The organism is Nitriliruptor alkaliphilus DSM 45188 (assembly GCF_000969705.1).
Lineage (GTDB): Bacteria > Actinomycetota > Nitriliruptoria > Nitriliruptorales > Nitriliruptoraceae > Nitriliruptor > Nitriliruptor alkaliphilus.
This window is the reverse complement of the sequence record NZ_KQ033901.1, coordinates 2,026,422-2,045,235: the sequence shown is the minus strand read 5'-3', so window position 1 is coordinate 2,045,235 and position 18,814 is coordinate 2,026,422. Positions and strand designations below refer to the sequence as shown.

Below are 18,814 nucleotides of genomic sequence, written 5' to 3'. Positions count from 1 at the left end.
CAGAGGCGCCCGCCGTCGAGGCCGACCGTCAGCTGTCGGTCTCGTCGTCGGCATCCGTGCCGTCGGTGCCGGTCCCGTCGGTCGCAGCATCGTCATCGGTGCCGTCCACGTCCGTCCCGTCGGTGTCGGCGCCGTCCGTCACGGCGTCATCGTCCTCGGTGCCGGTGACCCCGGCATCCGTCTCGGCGTCGCCCATGCCGTCGGTGGTGTCGGTCTCGTCCGCACCGTCGGTGGCGTCGTCGGCCGTGGTGTCGCGCTCGGGCTCGAGCACCTCGTCGATGATGTGGAGCATCCCATCGGCGGTCTCGATGTTCGCGCAGACCACCGTCGCGGTGGTCGCCCCACCCTCGACGGTCACGACCTGCCCATCGGCGGTGACGCGCAGCTCCTGCCGATCGTCGGTCGTGGCGTCACCCTCGTCGGTCGTGGCGTCACCCTCGTCGGTCGCGGTGTCGTCGGTCGCGGTGTCGTCGGTCGCCGAGTCGTCCGTCGCCGAGTCGTCCGTCGCCGAGTCGTCCGTCGCCGTGTCATCGGTCGCCGTGTCGTCCGTCGCCGAGTCGTCCGTTGCCGTCCCGTTCGTGGTACCGACGGCCACGGAACCATCGGTCCCGAGCAGCGTCGCGATGGCCTCACGATCGACCAGCTCCTGGGCGTCGAGGGCCCCCTCGTCGCTCAGGTGGAAGGCCAGGACCTCGTCGTCGACCACGACATCGGTAGTGGTACCCGTGGTGGTGTCGTCGGTGCCTGCGTCGTCGTCGATGGTGCCGTCGGTCCCATCATCGTCGGTGGTGCCGCCGGTGGTGGCGTCCATCTCGACACCGAACGCCTCGTTGGTCGGGGCGAAGGCGGTCAGCTGGTCGGTGGCGCCCCGCTCGAGCTCGCTGACGAACGTCGAGGTGCGCAGCTCGGAGGCGAGCTCGGACAGCGCGGGCAGCGCCTCGATGGCCTCGATGAGTGTCAGTTCGCGCAGCGGCTGCTCCTCGCCGGCTCCGACGGTCGTGTCGGTGTCGGTGTCGACATCGGTGTCCGTGTCGGTCCCGGCGTCGGTGCCAGCGTCCGTGTCGGTGTCGGTGTCGGTGCCAGCGTCGGTGTCGGTGTCGGTCCCGGCGTCGGTGTCGGTGTCGGTGCCAGCGTCGGTGTCGGTGTCGGTCCCGGCGTCGGTGTCGGTCCCGGCGTCGGTCTCCCCCTCGGTACCAGCGTCGGTATCGGCGTCGGTACCGGCATCGGTGTCGGTGTCGGTCCCGGCGTCGGTCTCCCCCTCGGTACCAGCGTCGGTATCGGCGTCGGCGCCGTCATCGGTCTCCGTGCCGGCAGCGTCGGTGTCCGTGTCGGTCCCAGCGTCGACATCGGTGTCGGTGTCGGTGTCGGTGTCGGCGTCGGTCGTGCCCACATCGCCGGTCGCGTCGGTCGGCAGCTCGGCAGCAGCGAGGATGTCCTGGCACTGTTCGCCGAAGGTGCCGGCGGGCAGCGCGACCTCCTCGTCGTCCTCGACGGTGGTGGTGTCTTCGGTCGTCGCGGTGTCGTCGCCGTTGTCGTCGCCGCACGCGGCGAGCACCAGGGCGGCGGAGGCCGACAGCGCGACCGCGCGGCGGCGGCCTCGGTGGACGTGGCTCACGGGGTACCTCGTTGGTCGGAGGGGATGGCTTCATCGGGAGCCTCCGCCCCGCGCCACACACCGACCGCCGACCACCCCGGCCGCCGGTGGCGGGACCTCGTCCACGTCGACCGGATGCACCGACCGTGGGGACACCGGTCACCCCTCGGTCGAACGACCACGGAGGCCGGGAACGACCGTCGCCGCGCGCGTCGGGAGCAGGAGGCAGCTGTCGCCGAACTCGTGCCAGCGGTAGTCGCCGGCGACGGCGGCCGCGTACGCAACCTCGACCAGCTCGGGTCCGGCGACCGCCTCGAGGAGGAGCAGGTGCGACGCGTCCGGCTCGTGCCACCCGGTGATCAGGCCGTCCACCACCCGCGCCGGACGATCGGGCCCGAGCACGAGGTCGGTCCACCCAGCCCCGGCCCGCACGAGCCCATCGGCCCGTGCGACGGTCTCCAGGGCGCGCGTCACCGTCGTGCCCACCGCCACGACCCTTCCCCCGTGCCGCCGGGTGTGCTCCACGAGCCGGGCCGTCGCGGCAGGCACCTCGTAGCGCTCCGGTGGCGGTGGCTCGTCGATCTCCAGCGACGACACACCGGTGTGCAACAGCACGGGCGCGACGCCGATCCCGCGGGTCACGAGGTCGGTCACCACACGCTCGGTGAGGGGCCTGCCGGCTGACGCCATCTCCGCGCTGCCGGGGTGACGAGCCACGGCCGGTTGGTAGGCCGCCAGCGGTTCGGACCGGTCGAGGTGGCCGTAGGTGATCGGTCGACCGTGCCTCGCCAGCTCGTCCTCGACCGGCCCGTCGATCAGGAACCGGGCCACCCACAGACGCCGTCGTGGCGGCATCGCGGGTCGGACGAGCCGCAGGCGTCCGCCCGACGGCAGGCGGAGCACCTCACCGGCGAGAGCGTCGCTGACGCCGTGGCTCCCACCGCGGCTGCGGAGCTCCACGACGTGGGCGCCGTGCGGTGCCGGCCCGGCGACGTGCACCGTGACCGCCCGGCCATCCGCCCGGGCCGCGTCGAGCGCCGCCGCCACCGTCGCCGAGGTGTTGACCACCACGAGGTCACCGGGCGTGAGCTCGTCCGCCAGCTGCCGGAACCGGCGGTGACGAACCTCTCGGCCGTCGGCCACGAGCAGCCGCACCTCGTCCCGGGCGAGCCCCCAGTCCTCCGGAGGTGCCGTCGCCTGCCGGCCGGGAGGGACCACGAACCGGGTGCGCACGTGGTGTCGCGATGCACCGTGATCGAGTTCGTGGGTGACGGCGTGCCCGGTCACATCGCACCGACCACGAGCAGGTCGGACGCGCGGTAGCGCCCGCTCGGCGGTCGTTCGTCGATCAGGTGCAGCAACGCGGGGACCACGCTGGCCGGCTCGGGGCGGTCGCTGATGTCCTCACCGGGGAACGCCGCCTGGTGCATCGCGGTCCGCATGTCCCCCGGATCGACCGCGTGGACCGCCAGCTCGGGATGCTCGGCACCGAGGACGGCGGTGAGCTGGTCGAGCGCCGCCTTCGACGCGCCGTAGCCGCCCCAGCCGGGGTACGGCTCGACCGCTGCGTCCGAGGAGATCGCGAGCACCGTCCCCTCAGCGGCTCGGAGGGCGGGGAGCAGCTCCTGGGTGAGGGCCAGCGGCGCGACCACGTTGGTCCGTAGGATCGACCCGAACTCGGCCGGGTCCAGCATGGCCAACGGCGGCAGCGGCGACGGCCCGAGCGCGGACGCGTTGTGGACCAGCAGCTCCAGGCGGTCCGGTACGGCCGCGGCCACGGCGGCTCGGTGCGCCGGGTCCGCGACGTCCCCGGCGATGGCCGTCACGTCGGTGACCGCCCCCAGACGATCGACCGCGCGGTCGAGGGCGCGGCCGTTCCGAGCATCGAGGATCAGCGACCAGCCACGGGCGGCGAGGGCGCGGGCGAGCGCGTGGCCGAGGCCACGGGATGCTCCGGTGATCACAGCGGTGGGCACGTGGGTTCCTCCGGGTCGGGATCGAGGTCGAGCGAGCCTCGGCGCCGACGCTACGGAATGAACCTCACTTGAAGTCAAGAGATTCGTGGTATCCATCCCGGGCTCGAGGGCACCGCGAACGTCCCCCGCCCGCCGCGCACGCCCTGCGGACGCCGGTAACCGCCCAGACGGCCGTCCGACCGGCCGGCCTCGCATCGACGGGGCCGACTGGCGTAGCATCCCCGGGTCGGAAGCAGGTCAGGGGACCGCGAGGGAGCGGCTTGGATCTCCTCGGCACGCTGCAGTGGATCCAAGCCCTGCTGTTCACGGGGCTCGGGCTCGTTGCGCTGCGCGCCTACCTGCGGCAGCGCACCCGCCCCGCGGCCTACGTCGCGGGTGCGTTCGGTGCACTCGCGTTCGTCACCCTCGGCACACGCCTCACCGAGCTGATCGTCGCCGAACGACCCGACCTGTTCCAGGACGCGATGGTCCTCGCGCTCCTGGCCTTCCCCTGGTTGCTGGCCGCGATGGTGTGGTCCTTCGAAGGCCCGCTCCCCCGCTGGCTGCGTCTGGCCGGGGTCGCGACCGCCGCCCTCGGGCTCACCGTCCTCCCGCTGCCATCGTTCGGGGACGCCGAACGGAGCACCGCCCAGGCGTTGTTCGTGGCCGGCCTGCTCATCCAGTGGGTCTTTATCACCGGTACGGCCGCGGGCCACCTGTGGCGCGTCGGGCGAGGGCAACGTGTCGTCCGGGCACGCACCCGCCTGATCGCCGGGGGCGCCATCGTGCTCGCCGGGGCGCTGCTCGTCGCCGGCACCGTCGACAGGGCCGACCGGCCGGGACTTGCGACCGGTATCGCGCTGCTGGTGATCGTGGCTGCGCTGCTGTTCGCCGCGGGGGTCGCCCCTCCAGCGCTGCTGCGCTGGTACTGGCGGCAACTGCCGGGCCAGCGGATGCACGAGATGCAGACCGCGCTGGTCGCGGCCGCCACTCCCGACGAGGTCGCGCACGCCGTCACCCCCGTTCTCGGTGACACCTTCGGCGCCGGATCGCTGTGCGCTGACCCCAGCGGGCGCATCGTCGCCGCCCACGCGATGTCGACCGATGAGGCCGAGCGGGTCCTCGCCGGGATCATCGAGGACGAACCCTCCCGTGAGGACGTCCGCGCGCTGACCGTCGACGGCTGGTGGCTCGCGGTCCACGCCTCGCCCTACGCCCCGCTGTTCGGCGAGGACGAGCGGGGCCTGCTGGAGCGGTTCGGTGCGCAGTTCCGACTCGCCTTGCAACGCGCCGAGCTGTTCGTCGCCCACCAGCGCGACAAGGCCGAGCTCGAACGGGCCGGTGCGGAGATGCAGAGCATGCTCGTCGGACTGTCCCACGACCTGCGCAGCCCCGCGGTGACCATCAGCACCTACGCGTCCCTGCTCCGCGAGGCGCGAGACGCCGACGACCGCGAGCAGATGATCACGGGCATCCGCGACAGCTCGGCCTACCTCGATCGCCTCGTCGACGGACTGCTCGAGCTGTCGCGCATCGGCCGCAGCGACGGCGAGCCCGAGCCCGTCGCCCTCCACGCCGTGATCGACGGGGTCCAGCGGCGCCTCGCCGCCACCCACCCGTCCCTGACCGTCGAGGTCCACACCGACCTGCCGACCCTGTGCGTGGATCGCCTCCGCATCGAGCAGGTGATCGACAACCTGCTCGGCAACGCCGCCAAACACGGGGGCCGCCAGGATCTGACGATCGACGTCTCCTGGGAGCCCAACGCCGACGGCGGCACGCTCGTCCTGACCGATGACGGACGGGGGGTCCCCGACCGCGAGCGAGAGGCAGTGTTCGCCCTGTTCCGCCGAGGTTCGGGCGCGTCCGTCTCCGGCAGCGGGGTCGGCCTCGGGCTCGTGCGCCGCATCGTGGAGTCCTACGACGGCCGTATCGCCTTCGCACCGAGCGAGACCGGCGCACGCGTCGAACTCGAACTACCGGCCGAGCTGCTGCAACCGGAGGGGTCCGCCTCGCCCGGTCTACCGCAGGTGGTCAGCCCTCCCCACCCCTGAGGTCGCCGTGCCCCCGAGGTCGCGGGGCCGGCAGGACCATCCGTCGTCCTGCCAGTCGGGGCCACGGGTATCCTGCCCCGCCACGGGGGCCGCGGAGGTGACGCGAGGTTGGAACGACCACAGCCCACCGACCGCCCCGAGCCGGGCGATGGCACCCGTGCGCTCGCGTCGCGGGCCCGGGCCGACGGCATCGAGGTGCTCGAACGCACGGTGACGCGCCTGCGCCGTGAGACCGACGGGCTGCGTCGGGCGCTGCGGTACCGAGCGGTCATCGAGCAGGCCAAGGGCATCCTCGTGGTCCGCCTCGGTGTCGGTCCCGACGCCGCGTTCCGGTGGCTGGTCGAACGCTCGCAGCAGGACAACCGCAAGCTGACCACCGTGGCGGCCGGTGTCGTCGCACACGCGCTGTCCGCATCCGAGCACCGGGGGGACGTGGCCGACCAGGCTCCCGCCGGGGACGTCCGTGTGCAGCTCGCAGCGGCCGCGTTCGCGGTGGCCCCCGGCGCCTGCGAGCTGACCGAGGCGGTCGTCGACGAGCTCGCCGACCTCGAGGTCACCGGCGCGGCGCTGTTCGCCGTGGACACCGGGGACGCCCTCGGGCTCCTCGCTGCCCACGGCTTGACCACCGCGGTCAAGGGCTGGCATCGCATCGCGCTCACCGCTGACGTCCCGGTCGCGGCGGCGGCCCGGACCGGCCAGCCGGTGCTGGTCACCGACCAGGCGGACCGGCTCGCGCACTTCCCCGGCACCCGGCACATCCCGGACCTCCCGGGGGCGATCGCCGCGCTGCCGCTGACCGACGGCAACCGCGTCATCGGCGTGCTCGCGCTGGTCTGGCCGACGACGTTCGCGTTCGACGAGGCGACCATCGACCGGTTGATCGCGACCACCGAGCGCACCGTCCCGAGGCTGCTCGGGTTGCTGGAACGCTGGCCGGACGATCTCGTCGAGCTGCACGTCGACCCGGGGTACGACGACTGGTTCCACCGGTTCCTCGGTTCCCTGCCGATCCCGGTCGCACTGTTGGAGCCTCGCCGCGAGGACGGGCACGTCGTCGACCTGATCGTGGTCCACACCAACGACGCCAGCGACGCGGGCCTGGGTCCCGTGGGTCGCAGCGTGCTGGAGCGCTTCCCGCAGCTGGTGCGGACCGAGTTGTTCGATGAGGTCCGCCGGGTCCTCGAGACCGGTGCACCGTGGTCGACCCCCCAGTTCATCCTGCCGACGTCAGTGGACGGGCCGGGCGTGGTCGTCGACGACCTGACGGTCACCCGGCTGGGCAACCTGGTGGCGATGAGCGGGCGCGCCGTCCACCGTGCTCAGGGCGACCGTTCGAAGCGGTAGCCAGCCTCTGCCCAGATCAGACGGTGGCGCGCCCCGTCGACGGTGGCGTCACCCGTCGGCCAGCCGGCGTCGCCCTGGTACAGCGAGACGAGGGCACCCGTCGTGTCCCGGCTGATGCGCGGCTCGTAGCGCAGTTCGTCGCGGGCGTCGGCGTGAGTGAGGACCGCGCTGACCGAGCCCAGTTCCGCGACCTGGCGCAGCGTCAGCCACGTCGGTGGGGCGAGGTCCATCTCGCGGGCGGTGCAGCGCGCGAACGCCGCAGCAGGGGTGACCCAGTCGGACGCGTGGATCTCGTCCCCGTCGACCACCACGTCCTCCACCTCTGCCTCGGCCGCGACGAAGAACCACGTCGCGAACCGCCGGGGCGGTCCTGGCGGGGTGACCCAGTGCGACCACGGGACGAGGTCCTCGACCGGGGCGACGAGGTCGGCCTCCTCGGTCAGCTCGCGCGCAGCGGCGTGCCGTGCGGCGGTCACACCGAAGCGGTCGGCCGTCCCGGCGCGCGCGGCGTCCTGCGCGTCGACCCGTCCCCCAGGGAAGACCCAGGCTCCCCCGTGGAAGGCGAGGTCGGGGTTACGACGCAGCAACAGCGCTTCGATCCCGGCGGGGCCGTCCCGCAGGAGCACGACCGTCGCGGCGGGGGCGAGCTCGACCTCGGCAGCGGGGACCTCGGTGTCCGCCGGATCGAGCGCGCGTTCGCCGCGGTCGCTCACGGGTAGAGCTGGGCGATGGAGTGGGCGATGCAGGCGGGCTTGTCGCTGCCTTCGAGCTCCACGGTCGACTCCAGTCGCACACGGAGTCCGGCACCCGCCGGCTCGGTGCCGAGGACGCTGGTCGACACCCGTACCCGTGAGTCGACCGGGACCGGGGCGATGAAGCGCACGCGATCGAGGCCGTAGTTCACCGCCATGCGCACGCCGTCCACGCGGTAGACCTGCTGGACGAGCCGTGGGAGCAGCGACAGGGTCAGGAACCCGTGGGCGATGGTGACCCCGAAGGGGCCCTCCGCGGCACGTTCCGGATCGACGTGGATCCACTGGTGGTCGCCCGTCGCCTCGGCGAACGTATCGATGGTCGCCTGGTCGATCGTCACCCACTCGCTGACCCCGAGGTGGGTCCCCTCCGCCACCTCGGCCAGCTCCGCCACGCTCTCGAACACCCGCACATCGGTTCCTCGTCTCGGCTGCGTGGGACGGTAGTCGGCAGCCTCGCCCCGCCCGCGTTCAGGCGGCGCGCTCGGCGAGGAGCTCGAGCGCGGGGTTGTGGTCGGGCGGGACGGTCTCGTGGGCCGGCGGTGGACCGGGCGGGGTCCCGTCACCGAACGGCCGACCACCGAGAGCCGCTCGTCCGTGCGGGGTGACCCACGCGGTCAGGTCCGGACCGAGCGGGACGATCCCGGTCGGGTTGATGTCGAGGTGGACCTCGTAGTAGTGCGACTTGATGTGGACGAAGTCGGTGGTGTCGCCGAACCCGGGGGTCTGGAACAGGTCACGGGCGTAGGCCCACAGGGCCGGCATCTCGCTGAGCTTGTTCCGGTTGCACTTGAAGTGGCCGTGGTAGACCGGGTCGAAGCGGGCCAGGGTGGTGAACAGGCGGACGTCGGCCTCGGTGATGGTGTCCCCGACCAGGTACCGCTGGTCGGTCAGCCGCTGCTCCAACCAGTCGAGCCGGTCGAACAACTGGTGGTAGGCCCGTTCGTAGCTCGACTGCTTGCCGGCGAACCCGCAGCGGTAGACCCCGTTGTTGACGTCCTCGTAGACCAGCTGCATGACCTCGTCGATCTCGTCCCGTCGCTCCTCGGGGTACAGGTCCGGTGCACCCTCACGGTGGTGATCACGCCACTGGGTCGACAGGTCGAGGGTCAGGACGGGGTAGTCGTTGGTCACCACCTGCCCGGAGGGCACGTCCACCATCGCCGGGACGGTGATGCCCTTGGGGTAGCCGGGGAACGCCGCCTCGTAGGCGTCCTTCAGCCGCGGGATGCCGAGGACGGGGTCCACGCCGCCCGGGTCGAGGTCGAAGGTCCAGCTGTCGGCGTCGTGGGTCGGTCCGGCGACCGCCATCGAGATGGCGTCCTCGAGGCCGAGCAACCGCCGGACGATGATGGCCCGGTTCGCCCAGGGGCACGCCCGGGCGACCGCCAGCCGGTAGCGACCCGCCTCGACGGGCCACTCGGCACCGGGGTCGGCGGTGATACGCCGTTGGATGTAGTCGGTGTCCCGTTCGAAGCTGTCCTCGACGTACGAACCCTGGGTCACAGCGGCCTCCTGGCGGTCGCTGCGACGGTAGCGTCGACACCGCCACCCCCACCGACCCATCCGGACCACGACCGTGCCCCCTTCGACCGACCAGCACGAGACCGCTCCCGCCTCCGACCGCCACCCGGGGCTCCTCAACCACCGCGACCTCGGTGGAACGCCCACCCGGGACGGACGGGTGCTCGCATCAGGTCGCCTCGTGCGTGCGGCCGAGCCGGTCGACCTGTCCGACGACGAGGTCGCGACGCTGGCGGCACTCGGCGTGCGCTCACGGATCGACCTTCGTGCGCAGGACGAGCCGGCGCAGCAGCCGTGCACCGAGCTCGACGCCGCGGGCGTCGCCGTGCACCACGTGCCGTTCCGGGGCCTGCTGGCTGCCGAGCGGCTCCCACCCCTCGAGACCGCCGAGCAGCTCGGCGAGTACTACCTCGCGTCGGCCCGGGCCAACCTCGGCGCGCTGGTGACGGCCGTCGAGTTGGTCGCCGGCGAGGCGGCGCTGGCCACCCTCGTGCACTGCGCGTGGGGCAAGGATCGAGCCGGCCTGGTGATCGCCACCGTATTGGAGCTCGTCGGGGTCCCCCGCGAGGCGGTGCTGGCCGACTACGCGCGCACCCAGGAGGCCGCCCCGCGGCTGCTCGACCGCGTCCTCGCCCGCGTCCCACCGGAACGTGCCGCGAAGATCGACCGTGATCGGCCGGTCCTCCACGCGCACGAGGTCACGATGCGGACCTTCCTGACGGCCGTGGACGCCGAGCACGGCGGGGTCGCGGGGCTGCTGTCGGACGGTGGCGCGGACCCGGCCGGGCTCGCCGAGGCGCTGCGCGGACGGCTGCTCGCCTGACCCATCAGTGGATAGCCGTGCCACGACCGGCTCACGAAGCTGTGACCTCGGCAGTGGTGGCGCTGAGGAGGTCGCAGCGACGGTGTCGCTGTCGTTGCATGAGTCGTCCGGGCTGAGACGCGCTCCCCGGGCTCGGCACCGATCGTGGCGGTCAGCTTCACTCGATCGGCTCCTGCATCGCGATGGCGTGCCCTCACCCGCCGTCATCGATCCTGCGCTGCAGGTACCACGAGAAGTAGCCCCGGTAGCGCTCCTGGAGTTCCGGGCGACGCCAGTCATCCCCGGTGATCGTGCCCCGGCAGCCGGGACGGCCACATGCGCAGGCCATGCCCACACCGATGACGTCGAACATGGCGTAGTCGACGGTCAGCTCATCACCAGCGGGGACGTCCATCATCGTGACCAGCACGATGTTGCCTGCGAACCCGACGTTGGGTTCGCAGGAGTGGTTGAGGAACAACATGACCGCGTCGCGGTCCTGCGGGTCGGTCGCGGCGAGGTGGAGGTCGTCGGCGATCTGGATCTCGGTCTGGAACAGCTCATCGGGCAACGCTTCGACGGCTGCGCGGTCGAGGATGTGGCCCCCCTTGACCGCGACCACCTCCCCGGCCTCGAGATCCTGCTCCGCGAACAACCCTCGGCCAGCGATGGGGCTCTCGCGGCCCTTGCGGACCTTCGGGGAGAGGTAGGAAGCAACGCCCATGGAGGACTCCACCGTCGGCTGACACGAGCGAGAGCGCGGAAGCCTACGGGCGTGTTGGTGTGGCCGGGGTCCAACGTGCCGAGCGGGTACGGATCGTGTCACCGATGCCACGATCCGCACCCGGTAGCCGACGAGCTCAGGGCGAGGCGACCGGCGGGACGGGCGGAGGCGGCGCCTCGACGGACCGGGCCGGACGGGCCGCGAGCAGGTGACGCCGCCCCGGGCCCAGCACCAGCCAGGTCGTCACCACCAGGCCGAACGTCGTGAGGCCGGCGAGGGCACCGGTGAAGTCGGTCCCCACGGACGAGGCCGAGAGCACGACGGGCGCGGCGAACCCCACGTAGGTGATCGCGTAGAAGGTCGCCACCAGGGCCCCGCGCGCCTCCGGTGCCGCCAGCCACTGGGTCGCGGTCAGCCCCGCCGCCAACGCCAACCCGTAGGCGGCGCCGAGGAGCACGGCCGCCGGGAGCAGCACGGCCGGCGACCCCGTGGTCGTCGCCAGGAGTCCGAGTCCCACCCCGCTCGCGCCGAGGAGCGCGCCCAGCGGCGCGGCGCGGACCACCCCGAGGCGGGCCACGAGCGGCTGCACCGCGACGCCGATACCGAGGCTCAGCCCGGCGACGACCCCGGTGACGGCGAGGTCGACACCGGGCATCGCCGCGCGCAGCCCGAGCGGCAGGATCGTCACCGCCACCGCCGGGAAGGTGAACACGCACAGCGCGATGGGGAGCACGAAGGTGGTGAAGGCACGCCGTGCCGCCCGTGGGACGCCGAGGTGCAGCAGCGGACCACGCCCTGGACGGGGAACCACGGTCTCGCGGACACGTGGGATGGCGATGGCGGCGCCGAAGAGCAGCGCGAGGTGGGCCAGGTAGGGCAGCACGGTGGGTGCCGGCGCCCACTGCGCGAGCAGGCCGGACGTCAACGGCCCCAACGAGAACCCGAGGCTCAGCGCCGTCGCGGCCCGTCGCGCCGCGGCGCCGGCGTCACCCACCAGCTCGCCGAACCACGCGCTCCCGACGCTGAAGACCACCCCCGAGACGGCCCCCTGCAGGAGGCGACCGAGCAGCAGGGCGACGAGCGATCCCGAGGCGAACAACAGGACCACCGACGCGACGCCGGACAGCAGGACGAACGGGACGACCAACGGTCGCCGGCCACGTCGGTCGGAGGCAGGGCCGGCCAGCAGGAGCGCCGGGACGAGTCCAACGGCGTAGACCGCGAACACGACCGTCAGCAGCGTGGCCGACATCCCGAGATGGTCGCGGTAGAGCAGCAGGAGCGGGGTCGGCACGTTGGTCCCGAACGCCACCGCGAACAGCCCGAACCACAGGCCCCGCTGACGGGCTGGCCGTCGCGCCGGGGTGCTCAGGACTTCACGAGACGCGCGATGGCCTGGGTCGCCTCGGTCACCATCTCACGGGTCCTGTCCGCATCACCCTCGGCGGCCGCGTTGGCGACGCAGTGGCCCACGTGCTCGTCGAGCAACCCGATGGCCACGTTCTGCAACGCTCCGCTGACCGCGGCGATCTGCTGGAGCACGTCGATGCAGTACGTGTCCTCGTCGATCATGCGTTGCAGACCGCGGACCTGCCCCTCGATCCGCCGCAGCCGCTTCTGGTAGTCGTCCTTCGACATGGTGTACCCGCGCACGCCACCCACCTCCTCGTCGTGACGCACACGGTACTGGGGTACCGATCCCGCGGTCCGGCATCCCGCCCGCGGTCACGGCCCTTCGTCGGGCCGTCCATCGGGCCGTGCCATGCCACCTGCGGCGAGGTCGAAACTGGTGCCAGCCACAGGAAGGAAGGTGAGGCCGATGGCGAAGGATCACGGTCCGCAGATCAAGGACGACGAGCAGTACGAGCGCCTCCGCGAGCAGGGCGAGTCCAAGGAGAAGGCCGCCCGGATCGCGAACACCGATCGCAGCAGCGCGGGCGAGCGGGGCGGGAAGTCCGGTTCCTACGACGACTGGAGCGTCGAGGACCTCCGTGAGCGTGCCAAGGAGCTCGACATCGAGGGCCGCTCCGACATGAACAAGGACGAACTGATCGACGCCCTGCGCAACCACTGAGCGTCGGTCGGGGCCGGTCAGGCAGCCCGTCCCGACCAGTGACGGCCGCCCCGCGAGCACAGCGCCATCGCCAGCAGCCCGAGCCCTGCCGCCGGAGCCGCCCTCCCGGCGCCGGTGGCCGGCAGGGGTCGGGCGACGGCGGCGCCGGTGGCATCGCCCCCCTGCACCACCGCCTCGTCGTCAGCCCTCGAAGCATCTGCGCGTTGCTCCGTCCCGTCGGCATCGGCCTCATCGGCATCCGTCCCGTCGACCGCACCACCCTCGTCGGCACCCCCGCCCGGCGTGGGGTCGGTGTCCGCGGCAGCGGTGTCGATCGCGCAATCCGCCTCGACGGCGCCCGCGGCCGTCAGGATCCCCTGCAGCAGGTGCTCGCGGTAGTCCTCCCGCTCGAACAGTTCGGCCTCGTGCCCGAGCGCGGTGTACCAGGCACGCCCCGCGTCGACGTCACGGCACCAGCTCATCGGGTGGTCGCCCATGATCCCGGTCGCGAGGGGTGAGGCATCACCGTCGGCGAAGGGCGTGGACGCGAAGACCGCCGTGTTGGGCACCTGCAGGTAGCTCGACTCGTCGATCGTCATCAGGACCCGGACACGGCCCCGTGGGTTGTCGGCGAACGAGTAGTACTCCTCCTTCGGCAGGGTCCAGCGGTCCCCGAGGTGCGCGACGGAGGGGTGGTCGTGCGCCTCGATGTCGAAGGTCCCGGACTGGTTCACCAACGGGTGGGTCTCGAAGTAGGCGCCGCCGAGCAGCTCGCCGTAGAACGCCCAGTCGTACTCGGTGTCCGCGGCCGAGTGGACCCCGACCCAGCCACCACCGCCGCGCAGGTAGGCCTCGAATGCGTCCCGAGCGTCGTCTCCGGGCATCACCTCGCCGGTGGTGTTGAGGAAGACCACGGCTGCGAACCGCTGGAGGCCGTCGTCGGTGAACACGGCGGGGTCCTCGGTGGCTTCGACCGCGAACCCGGCAGACGCACCGAGCTCCTCGATGGCAGCGATACCGGGCTCGATCGAGGCGTGACGGAACCCATCCGTGTGCGAGTAGACGAGCACGGCGAGGTCGTCGGCCGCAGCGATGCTGGGCGCACCGGCGGCACCGGCGGCACCGCCGATCGCGATCGCGGCGAGGACCGCGATGATCCGCTTCACGGCTGGGCCTCCTGGTCGGTGGTTCGATCGGTGCGGTCGCCCGCCGAGCGCCGCTCGCTGCGCCCGGCCAGCCCGACCGCCGCGGCAGCGACCAGGGGCAGCACACGGAGCGCCCCGTCGGCGCCGGTCACCGGGAGCACCGGACCCGAGGGCTCCGCGGCCGCCTCCTCCCGGCCCACCGGCGCGACCACGGAGGGGCGCCGTTCAGCGGCGTCCTCACGGACCGTGTCGCCTGGGGCCGCCGCCCCGGTGATGCCACGCGCGACACGCAGCGCGTTGGCCATGATCGTCAAGGTCGGGTTGAACCCGGGGAAGGTCGGGAAGGTCGAGCCGTCGGCGATGACGACGTTGTCGACCTCGTGCAGTCGACCGTCCGCCCCGCACACCGAGAGGTCCGGGTCGTCGCCCATGCGTGCGGTGCCGGCGAGGTGGGCGGTGTACTGGATCCCCGGGTTCATCAGCGGGTAGGGCAGGATGATGGCGCCCGTCGCGCCGGGGACCGCCAGCTGCATGGCTTCGAGCTGGGCGCCGAGCAGGACGGCGGCGACCTGCTCGTGCAGGTGCGGGCTGTAGGTGGTGCGGGCCGCCGGGAACCCGCGGTGGTCACGCACCTGCGGGTCGAGGTCCACTCGGTTGTCGGCCTGCGGCAGGTCCTCGTGCACCAGCTGGTTGCCGATCACGTGCTTCTGCAGGGCACCGCTCTTCATCAGCAGCTTGTGCGGCATCCCGAACCCGGTGAACGCCGCCGTCATCGTCGCGCCCGTCAGCAACGGCGACCCACCACCGACCTGGATCAGCCCACCCTTGACGTAGGGCAGCCCGGTGGCGCGGACCTCGGGCCCCGTGAACGGGCCCATCAGGTCGTCGACCTGGAGGGTGGTGCTCTGCGCCCGCAGGGACTGCACGTCCTGGGCCAGGTTGAGCGCCGCACCGATGGTGAAGTTGTGGAACATCACGTTCCGGCCGACCTGGTCCGATCGGTTCCCGAGCCCAGCGGGGTGCGCGTCGCTGGCCGACAACAGCAGCAGTCGTGCGGTGTTGATCGGGCTGCCGGCCACCACCACCAGGGAGGTCGACAGGCCGCGGTCACGACCGTCCGCGTCGACGTACCGCACACCCGTGGCGCGCCGACCGTCCGAGGTGGTCTCGATGCGGTGCACCAGGGCCCGCTCGATCACCTCGACCCGACCGGTGAGGACCGCGGGGTTGAGCCACGACACCAGCGCGTCGCCCCGCGCGTTGATGGGGCACCCGAAGCTGGAGCACAGCCCGCACGAGTTGCACGCAGGTCGGCCGTCGTAGGCCCGGGAGTTGACCGCCGAGGGGTAGGGGTAGGCCTCGAAGCCCACCGCGGCGGCCCCCTGGGCCTGCAGCTGGGCGGCGTACCCGATGGGACCCGGCGGCATCACGAACTGGCGGCTGCGGGGTGACTGCTCGAGCGTGCGTGCCGGCATCCGGTCGACGTCGCCCTGCACGCCGAGGCGTTCCTCGACCTCGTCGTAGAAGGGCGCGAGATCGTCGTAGCCGATGGGCCAGTCGGCGACCTGGGCCCCCTCGACCGGGCCGAGGTCGCTCAGCTGGGTGAAGTCCTGGCGCCAGAACCGGGGTGTCTTGGCGTTGTAGTGCATGGAGGTGCCACCCACGGCTGCCCCCAGCTGGCCGAGCGCCCCCTGGTTCGACCGTGCGATCCCGTCGTCGGCCTCGCCGCGGGTGCGGGTCGTGTAGGGCTCGAGGAGCGGATCGGGGAACCCGAACTCACGGGCGGCCTTGATCTCGTCGCTGCCGTACAGCGTGCCGAGCTCCCCGCTCGGCCGTTCACCGAAGCCGGGACGGAGGTTGCGGCCCCGTTCCAGGACGGTCACCGACCAGCCGGCGCGGGCGAGCTCCCAGGCGACCACGCTGCCGGCTGCACCCGACCCGATCACGATCGCGTCACCGGCCATCGCCGCCACCTCCCACGGCCCCGGCGACCTCGGCGATCGCCGCCGCCAGCGCGGCGCTGCGTCGCTCGTGCTCACGCAACCCGTCGCGGATCACGTCCGCCTCGGCCCGCAGCGCGCGCAGGCGTCCCCCGCTGCGGGCCTGCATGCCGGCAGCCTGTTCGGTGGTGGTCAGCGGCGCGAACACCAGCAGCTGTTCGAGGGTGAGCCCGGTGTCCGAGAGGATGTCCGCGGCGCCGGGTGAGTCCGCCTGCTCGACCTGTTCATCGGTCCAACCGCGGGGCTGCACGTCGCCGTCGTAGCCGGTGATGCGCCACCCGACCAGGTCGCGATTGCCGCCGTACTCGGGCGCTCCGTACATGAACTCGAGGGTGTGGGGGAAGGCGATGTCGATCAGACCGAGCACGGCCGGGTCGTGGCTCGTGCGCAGCACCACGTCGCGGACGGGCCCCGGGAGCTCTGCGAAGGCGCCGCCCGCGGCATCCTCGAGCGCGGCCAGCCCCTCGCGGTAGACCGCCTGGAAGCCACGGACCGGCCCGTTGAACTCCAGCTCGGTCCGCCCCCCCGACCCCTCGATGCGCAGGCGCCACGCGGCCGCTTCGTAGGCGTCGAGCGGGACGAAGCTGGCGAAGTCGTTGGTCGCCGAACCGGCACGGTCGGAGAAGGGCCCCCCGGCGTAGATGAGCGGCGGATCGACCGAGAACGCGGCGAGGAGGGCGTCGATCGCCTCCGCACAGCCGGCCTCGACCGCACCAGGATCGGTGTCGTCGGGCACGCCGGGGATGAACCGGTCGACCAGCGCGCGCAGCGTGGCCAGCTCGGTGTCGTCGAGGAAGCGTGGGAGGTCGCCGCCGACGGGCACGGCGATCGCCGCACCGGCGCGACCGAAGCCCGCGACCCAGACCAGTCCGAGCGCGCCGGCACCCTTGAGCACCGTGCGGCGGCTGACCCGCCCACCCCTCCCGTCCACGCGTGCCCCTCCCCGGGTCCGCTCTGCCTCTCCTGGGAAGAGGTGACCACACAGCGGCCATATGGCCGGAACGTGCGTGCGGCGTGCGTGGACGGGCGTGCGCTGATTCTGACGGACCGTCAGGTATCCCGTTGGCCGGCGGGCCGATCACCGGCGACGTCTACAGGTGCCACACGATGCCGGTCGCGACCGCGGTGGCCGAAGGGCTCTACGGCGGCTGGGCACCCGATGGTGACCGGCGCCGTACCGCGAGCCGAGGTCCAGCTGCGACAGGACGGCGAGGTCGTGGCCACGGCCAACCCGGCCGGCCAGGCGACCTTCGCCGGGCTCGAGCCGGGGACCTACGTGACGGCCCAGACGATCGACGGGCAGCGTTCGCTGCTGTCGCACCCGGTCGAGGTCAGCGCGCCGGGCCGCGGCCGTGGCGGCTCGGGGTGACCTGACGTCGGAGCTGCGGTCCCGCCCCACCGATCGCCGGGTCGGTGGGGTGCCGCCTCAGCGGCCGACGGTCGCGCCCGAACGTCGGGCTTCCTCGCGGACGGCGCCGGCGACCACCTCGACCACGTGCTCGTTGAACACCGAGGGGACGATGTAGGTCGGTCGGACCTGGTCGGGCGGGATGACGTCGGCCAGGGCCCGTGCCGCCGCGACCTTCATCTCCTCGGTGATGGCACGGGCCCGGGCGTCGAGCGCCCCGCGGAAGACCCCGGGGAAGGCGAGGACGTTGTTGATCTGGTTGGGGTAGTCCGACCGGCCCGTGGCGACGACCGCCGCGTACTCGCGGGCCCCCACGGGGTCGACCTCGGGAGTGGGGTTGGCCATGGCGAAGACGATCGGGTCGGTCGCCATCGTGGCCAGGTCGCTCGGGTCGAGCACGTCGGGACCGGACACGCCGATGAACACGTCGGCACCGCGGATCGCGTCGCGGAGGTCGCCGCGGCGCCCCTCGCGGTTGGTGTGCTCGCTCATCCAGCGCTTGGACACGTCGAGACCCGCATCACGGCCGTCGAGGATCCCGGCGCGATCGGCAACGAGGATGTCGCCCACCCCTTCGCGCAGCAGCAGCTTGGCGATGGCGACCCCGGCCGCGCCTGCGCCGACCATCGCGACGGTGACCTCCGACAGGTCCTTGCCCACCAGGCGCAGGGCGTTGTGCAGCGCGGCCAGGGCCACGATGGCAGTGCCGTGCTGGTCGTCGTGGAAGACCGGGATGTCCAGGGAAGCGCGCAGACGGTCCTCGATGTCGAAGCAGCGCGGCGCCGAGATGTCCTCGAGGTTGATGCCGCCGTAGACGGGCGCGAGCGCCTCGACGGTGCGCACGATCTCGTCGGGGTCCTTGGTGTCGAGGCAGACCGGCCACGCGTCGATCCCCGCGAACCGCTTGAACAGCGCGGCCTTGCCCTCCATCACCGGCAGCGCCGCGGCTGGACCGATATCACCGAGACCCAGCACCGCCGTCCCGTCGGTGACGATGGCGACGGTGTTGCCCTTGATGGTCAGCCGCCGGGCGTCGTCGGGTTCGTCGGCGATCGCCAGGCACACCCGGGCCACCCCCGGCGTGTACGCCATGGACAGGTCGTCACGGTTGTCGAGCGGCACCGTCGAGCGCACCTCGAGCTTGCCGCGCAGGTGCAGCAGGAAGGTGCGGTCCGAGGCCCGGTGCACCTCGACGGTCTCGATCGCGTCCACCGCCGCACGGATCCGGTCGGCGTGGTCGGAGTCCGCCGCGTTGGCCGTGATGTCCACCGTGATCGGATCGTCGGCGGTCTCCACGAAGTCGACCGCCGCGACCGCGCCACCCGCCTCGCCGATCGCCGTGGTCACCAGCCCGATGGCCCGCGGATCGTCCGCGGCCAGCAGCAACCGCAACGTGATCGAGTACGACGCGTTCGGGGTGGACATCGGCGCTCCGGCGTGAGTTGACGTCCGTGTCAAC

At 72.5% G+C, this 18,814-nt stretch carries 18 protein-coding genes; 5 read left to right on the top strand and 13 right to left on the bottom strand.

Going from position 1 to position 18,814, the window contains the following annotated elements:
* Window positions 1-28 precede the first annotated feature (28 nt).
* The 3 genes from NITAL_RS29190 to NITAL_RS09620 form a co-directional block, all read right to left on the bottom strand.
* The gene (locus tag NITAL_RS29190) at window positions 29-1,615 is read right to left on the bottom strand and encodes a fasciclin domain-containing protein (RefSeq protein ID WP_052666048.1); all 1,587 of its coding nucleotides are present in this window, start codon (window positions 1,613-1,615) and stop codon (window positions 29-31) included.
* 138 nt (window positions 1,616-1,753) lie between these two features.
* Window positions 1,754-2,827: an S-adenosylmethionine:tRNA ribosyltransferase-isomerase gene (locus NITAL_RS09625; protein ID WP_052669557.1), complete on the bottom strand. Its 1,074-nt coding sequence runs from the start codon at window positions 2,825-2,827 to the stop codon at window positions 1,754-1,756.
* A 50-nt stretch (window positions 2,828-2,877) separates the two neighbouring features.
* Entirely contained in the window at window positions 2,878-3,570 is a 693-nt protein-coding gene (locus tag NITAL_RS09620; protein WP_052666047.1) for an SDR family NAD(P)-dependent oxidoreductase, read from the bottom strand.
* Window positions 3,571-3,830: 260 nt separating this feature from the next.
* Here NITAL_RS09620 and NITAL_RS09615 point away from each other — a divergent pair, with 260 nt between their 5' ends.
* On the top strand, window positions 3,831-5,603 hold the full coding sequence (locus NITAL_RS09615; RefSeq protein ID WP_052666046.1) for a sensor histidine kinase: 1,773 nt from the start codon (window positions 3,831-3,833) through the stop codon (window positions 5,601-5,603).
* A gap of 108 nt (window positions 5,604-5,711) precedes the next feature.
* A complete protein-coding gene (locus NITAL_RS09610) occupies window positions 5,712-6,947 on the top strand; it encodes a GAF and ANTAR domain-containing protein (protein WP_052666045.1) in 1,236 nt (411 codons plus the stop codon).
* Here the strand turns inward: NITAL_RS09610 and NITAL_RS09605 are convergent.
* Genes NITAL_RS09605 through NITAL_RS09595 form a run of 3 tightly spaced genes read right to left on the bottom strand, consistent with a single transcriptional unit; the run spans window position 6,923 to window position 9,205 of the window.
* A complete protein-coding gene (locus NITAL_RS09605) occupies window positions 6,923-7,660 on the bottom strand; it encodes an NUDIX hydrolase (RefSeq protein WP_052666044.1) in 738 nt (245 codons plus the stop codon). The genes NITAL_RS09610 and NITAL_RS09605 overlap by 25 nt on opposite strands.
* Window positions 7,657-8,112: a MaoC/PaaZ C-terminal domain-containing protein gene (locus NITAL_RS09600; protein ID WP_052666043.1), complete on the bottom strand. Its 456-nt coding sequence runs from the start codon at window positions 8,110-8,112 to the stop codon at window positions 7,657-7,659. Before NITAL_RS09600 ends, NITAL_RS09605 begins: the two co-directional genes overlap by 4 nt.
* A 58-nt stretch (window positions 8,113-8,170) precedes the next feature.
* Complete coding sequence (locus NITAL_RS09595) at window positions 8,171-9,205, bottom strand: glutathione S-transferase family protein (RefSeq protein WP_052666042.1); 1,035 nt, start codon at window positions 9,203-9,205, stop codon at window positions 8,171-8,173.
* A 73-nt stretch (window positions 9,206-9,278) separates the two neighbouring features.
* Between NITAL_RS09595 and NITAL_RS09590 the strand changes: the two genes are divergently transcribed.
* Entirely contained in the window at window positions 9,279-10,046 is a 768-nt protein-coding gene (locus NITAL_RS09590; protein ID WP_052666041.1) for a tyrosine-protein phosphatase, read from the top strand.
* A gap of 193 nt (window positions 10,047-10,239) precedes the next feature.
* On the opposite strand, the gene NITAL_RS09585 is transcribed toward NITAL_RS09590, so the two are convergent.
* The 3 genes from NITAL_RS09585 to NITAL_RS09575 all read right to left on the bottom strand — a co-directional run bounded on the left by NITAL_RS09585 (window position 10,240) and on the right by NITAL_RS09575 (window position 12,387).
* Window positions 10,240-10,749 carry an SET domain-containing protein gene (locus NITAL_RS09585; RefSeq protein ID WP_052666040.1) on the bottom strand — a complete coding sequence of 170 codons (510 nt, stop codon included), beginning with the start codon at window positions 10,747-10,749 and terminating at the stop codon, window positions 10,240-10,242.
* Between the two features lie 136 nt (window positions 10,750-10,885).
* Window positions 10,886-12,070: an MFS transporter gene (locus tag NITAL_RS09580; protein WP_281175597.1), complete on the bottom strand. Its 1,185-nt coding sequence runs from the start codon at window positions 12,068-12,070 to the stop codon at window positions 10,886-10,888.
* Between the two features lie 47 nt (window positions 12,071-12,117).
* Window positions 12,118-12,387, bottom strand: coding sequence for a metal-sensing transcriptional repressor (locus tag NITAL_RS09575; RefSeq protein ID WP_052669556.1), 270 nt, complete (start codon window positions 12,385-12,387; stop codon window positions 12,118-12,120).
* Between the two features lie 181 nt (window positions 12,388-12,568).
* On the opposite strand from NITAL_RS09575, the gene NITAL_RS09570 reads away from it, so the two are divergent.
* Complete coding sequence (locus NITAL_RS09570; protein WP_052666038.1) at window positions 12,569-12,823, top strand: DUF7218 family protein; 255 nt, start codon at window positions 12,569-12,571, stop codon at window positions 12,821-12,823.
* A 17-nt stretch (window positions 12,824-12,840) separates the two neighbouring features.
* Here NITAL_RS09570 and NITAL_RS09565 read toward each other — a convergent pair whose 3' ends face one another.
* Genes NITAL_RS09565 through NITAL_RS09555 form a run of 3 tightly spaced genes read right to left on the bottom strand, consistent with a single transcriptional unit; the run spans window position 12,841 to window position 16,878 of the window.
* Complete coding sequence (locus tag NITAL_RS09565) at window positions 12,841-13,968, bottom strand: ThuA domain-containing protein (protein ID WP_052666037.1); 1,128 nt, start codon at window positions 13,966-13,968, stop codon at window positions 12,841-12,843.
* The gene (locus NITAL_RS09560) at window positions 13,965-15,911 is read right to left on the bottom strand and encodes a GMC oxidoreductase (RefSeq protein ID WP_052666036.1); all 1,947 of its coding nucleotides are present in this window, start codon (window positions 15,909-15,911) and stop codon (window positions 13,965-13,967) included. Before NITAL_RS09560 ends, NITAL_RS09565 begins: the two co-directional genes overlap by 4 nt.
* On the bottom strand, window positions 15,901-16,878 hold the full coding sequence (locus tag NITAL_RS09555; protein ID WP_052666035.1) for a gluconate 2-dehydrogenase subunit 3 family protein: 978 nt from the start codon (window positions 16,876-16,878) through the stop codon (window positions 15,901-15,903). The genes NITAL_RS09560 and NITAL_RS09555 overlap by 11 nt, the downstream gene beginning before the upstream one ends.
* A 231-nt stretch (window positions 16,879-17,109) precedes the next feature.
* Between NITAL_RS09555 and NITAL_RS09550 the strand changes: the two genes are divergently transcribed.
* Window positions 17,110-17,316, top strand: a complete 207-nt coding sequence (locus tag NITAL_RS09550) for a hypothetical protein (RefSeq protein ID WP_157041736.1) — start codon at window positions 17,110-17,112, stop codon at window positions 17,314-17,316.
* A 57-nt stretch (window positions 17,317-17,373) separates the two neighbouring features.
* On the opposite strand, the gene NITAL_RS09545 is transcribed toward NITAL_RS09550, so the two are convergent.
* Entirely contained in the window at window positions 17,374-18,780 is a 1,407-nt protein-coding gene (locus tag NITAL_RS09545; protein ID WP_052666033.1) for an NAD-dependent malic enzyme, read from the bottom strand.
* Window positions 18,781-18,814: the final 34 nt, after the last annotated feature.

What these genes read in the sequence shown, in the direction of transcription:
- NITAL_RS09545 (WP_052666033.1), bottom strand. Translation starts at nt 18,780, where the DNA reads ATGTCCACCCCGAACGCGTCGTACTCGATCACGTTGCGGTTGCTGCTG.
- NITAL_RS09570 (WP_052666038.1), top strand. Translation starts at nt 12,569, where the DNA reads ATGGCGAAGGATCACGGTCCGCAGATCAAGGACGACGAGCAGTACGAG.
- NITAL_RS09585 (WP_052666040.1), bottom strand. Translation starts at nt 10,749, where the DNA reads ATGGGCGTTGCTTCCTACCTCTCCCCGAAGGTCCGCAAGGGCCGCGAG.
- NITAL_RS09575 (WP_052669556.1), bottom strand. Translation starts at nt 12,387, where the DNA reads ATGTCGAAGGACGACTACCAGAAGCGGCTGCGGCGGATCGAGGGGCAG.
- NITAL_RS09560 (WP_052666036.1), bottom strand. Translation starts at nt 15,911, where the DNA reads ATGGCCGGTGACGCGATCGTGATCGGGTCGGGTGCAGCCGGCAGCGTG.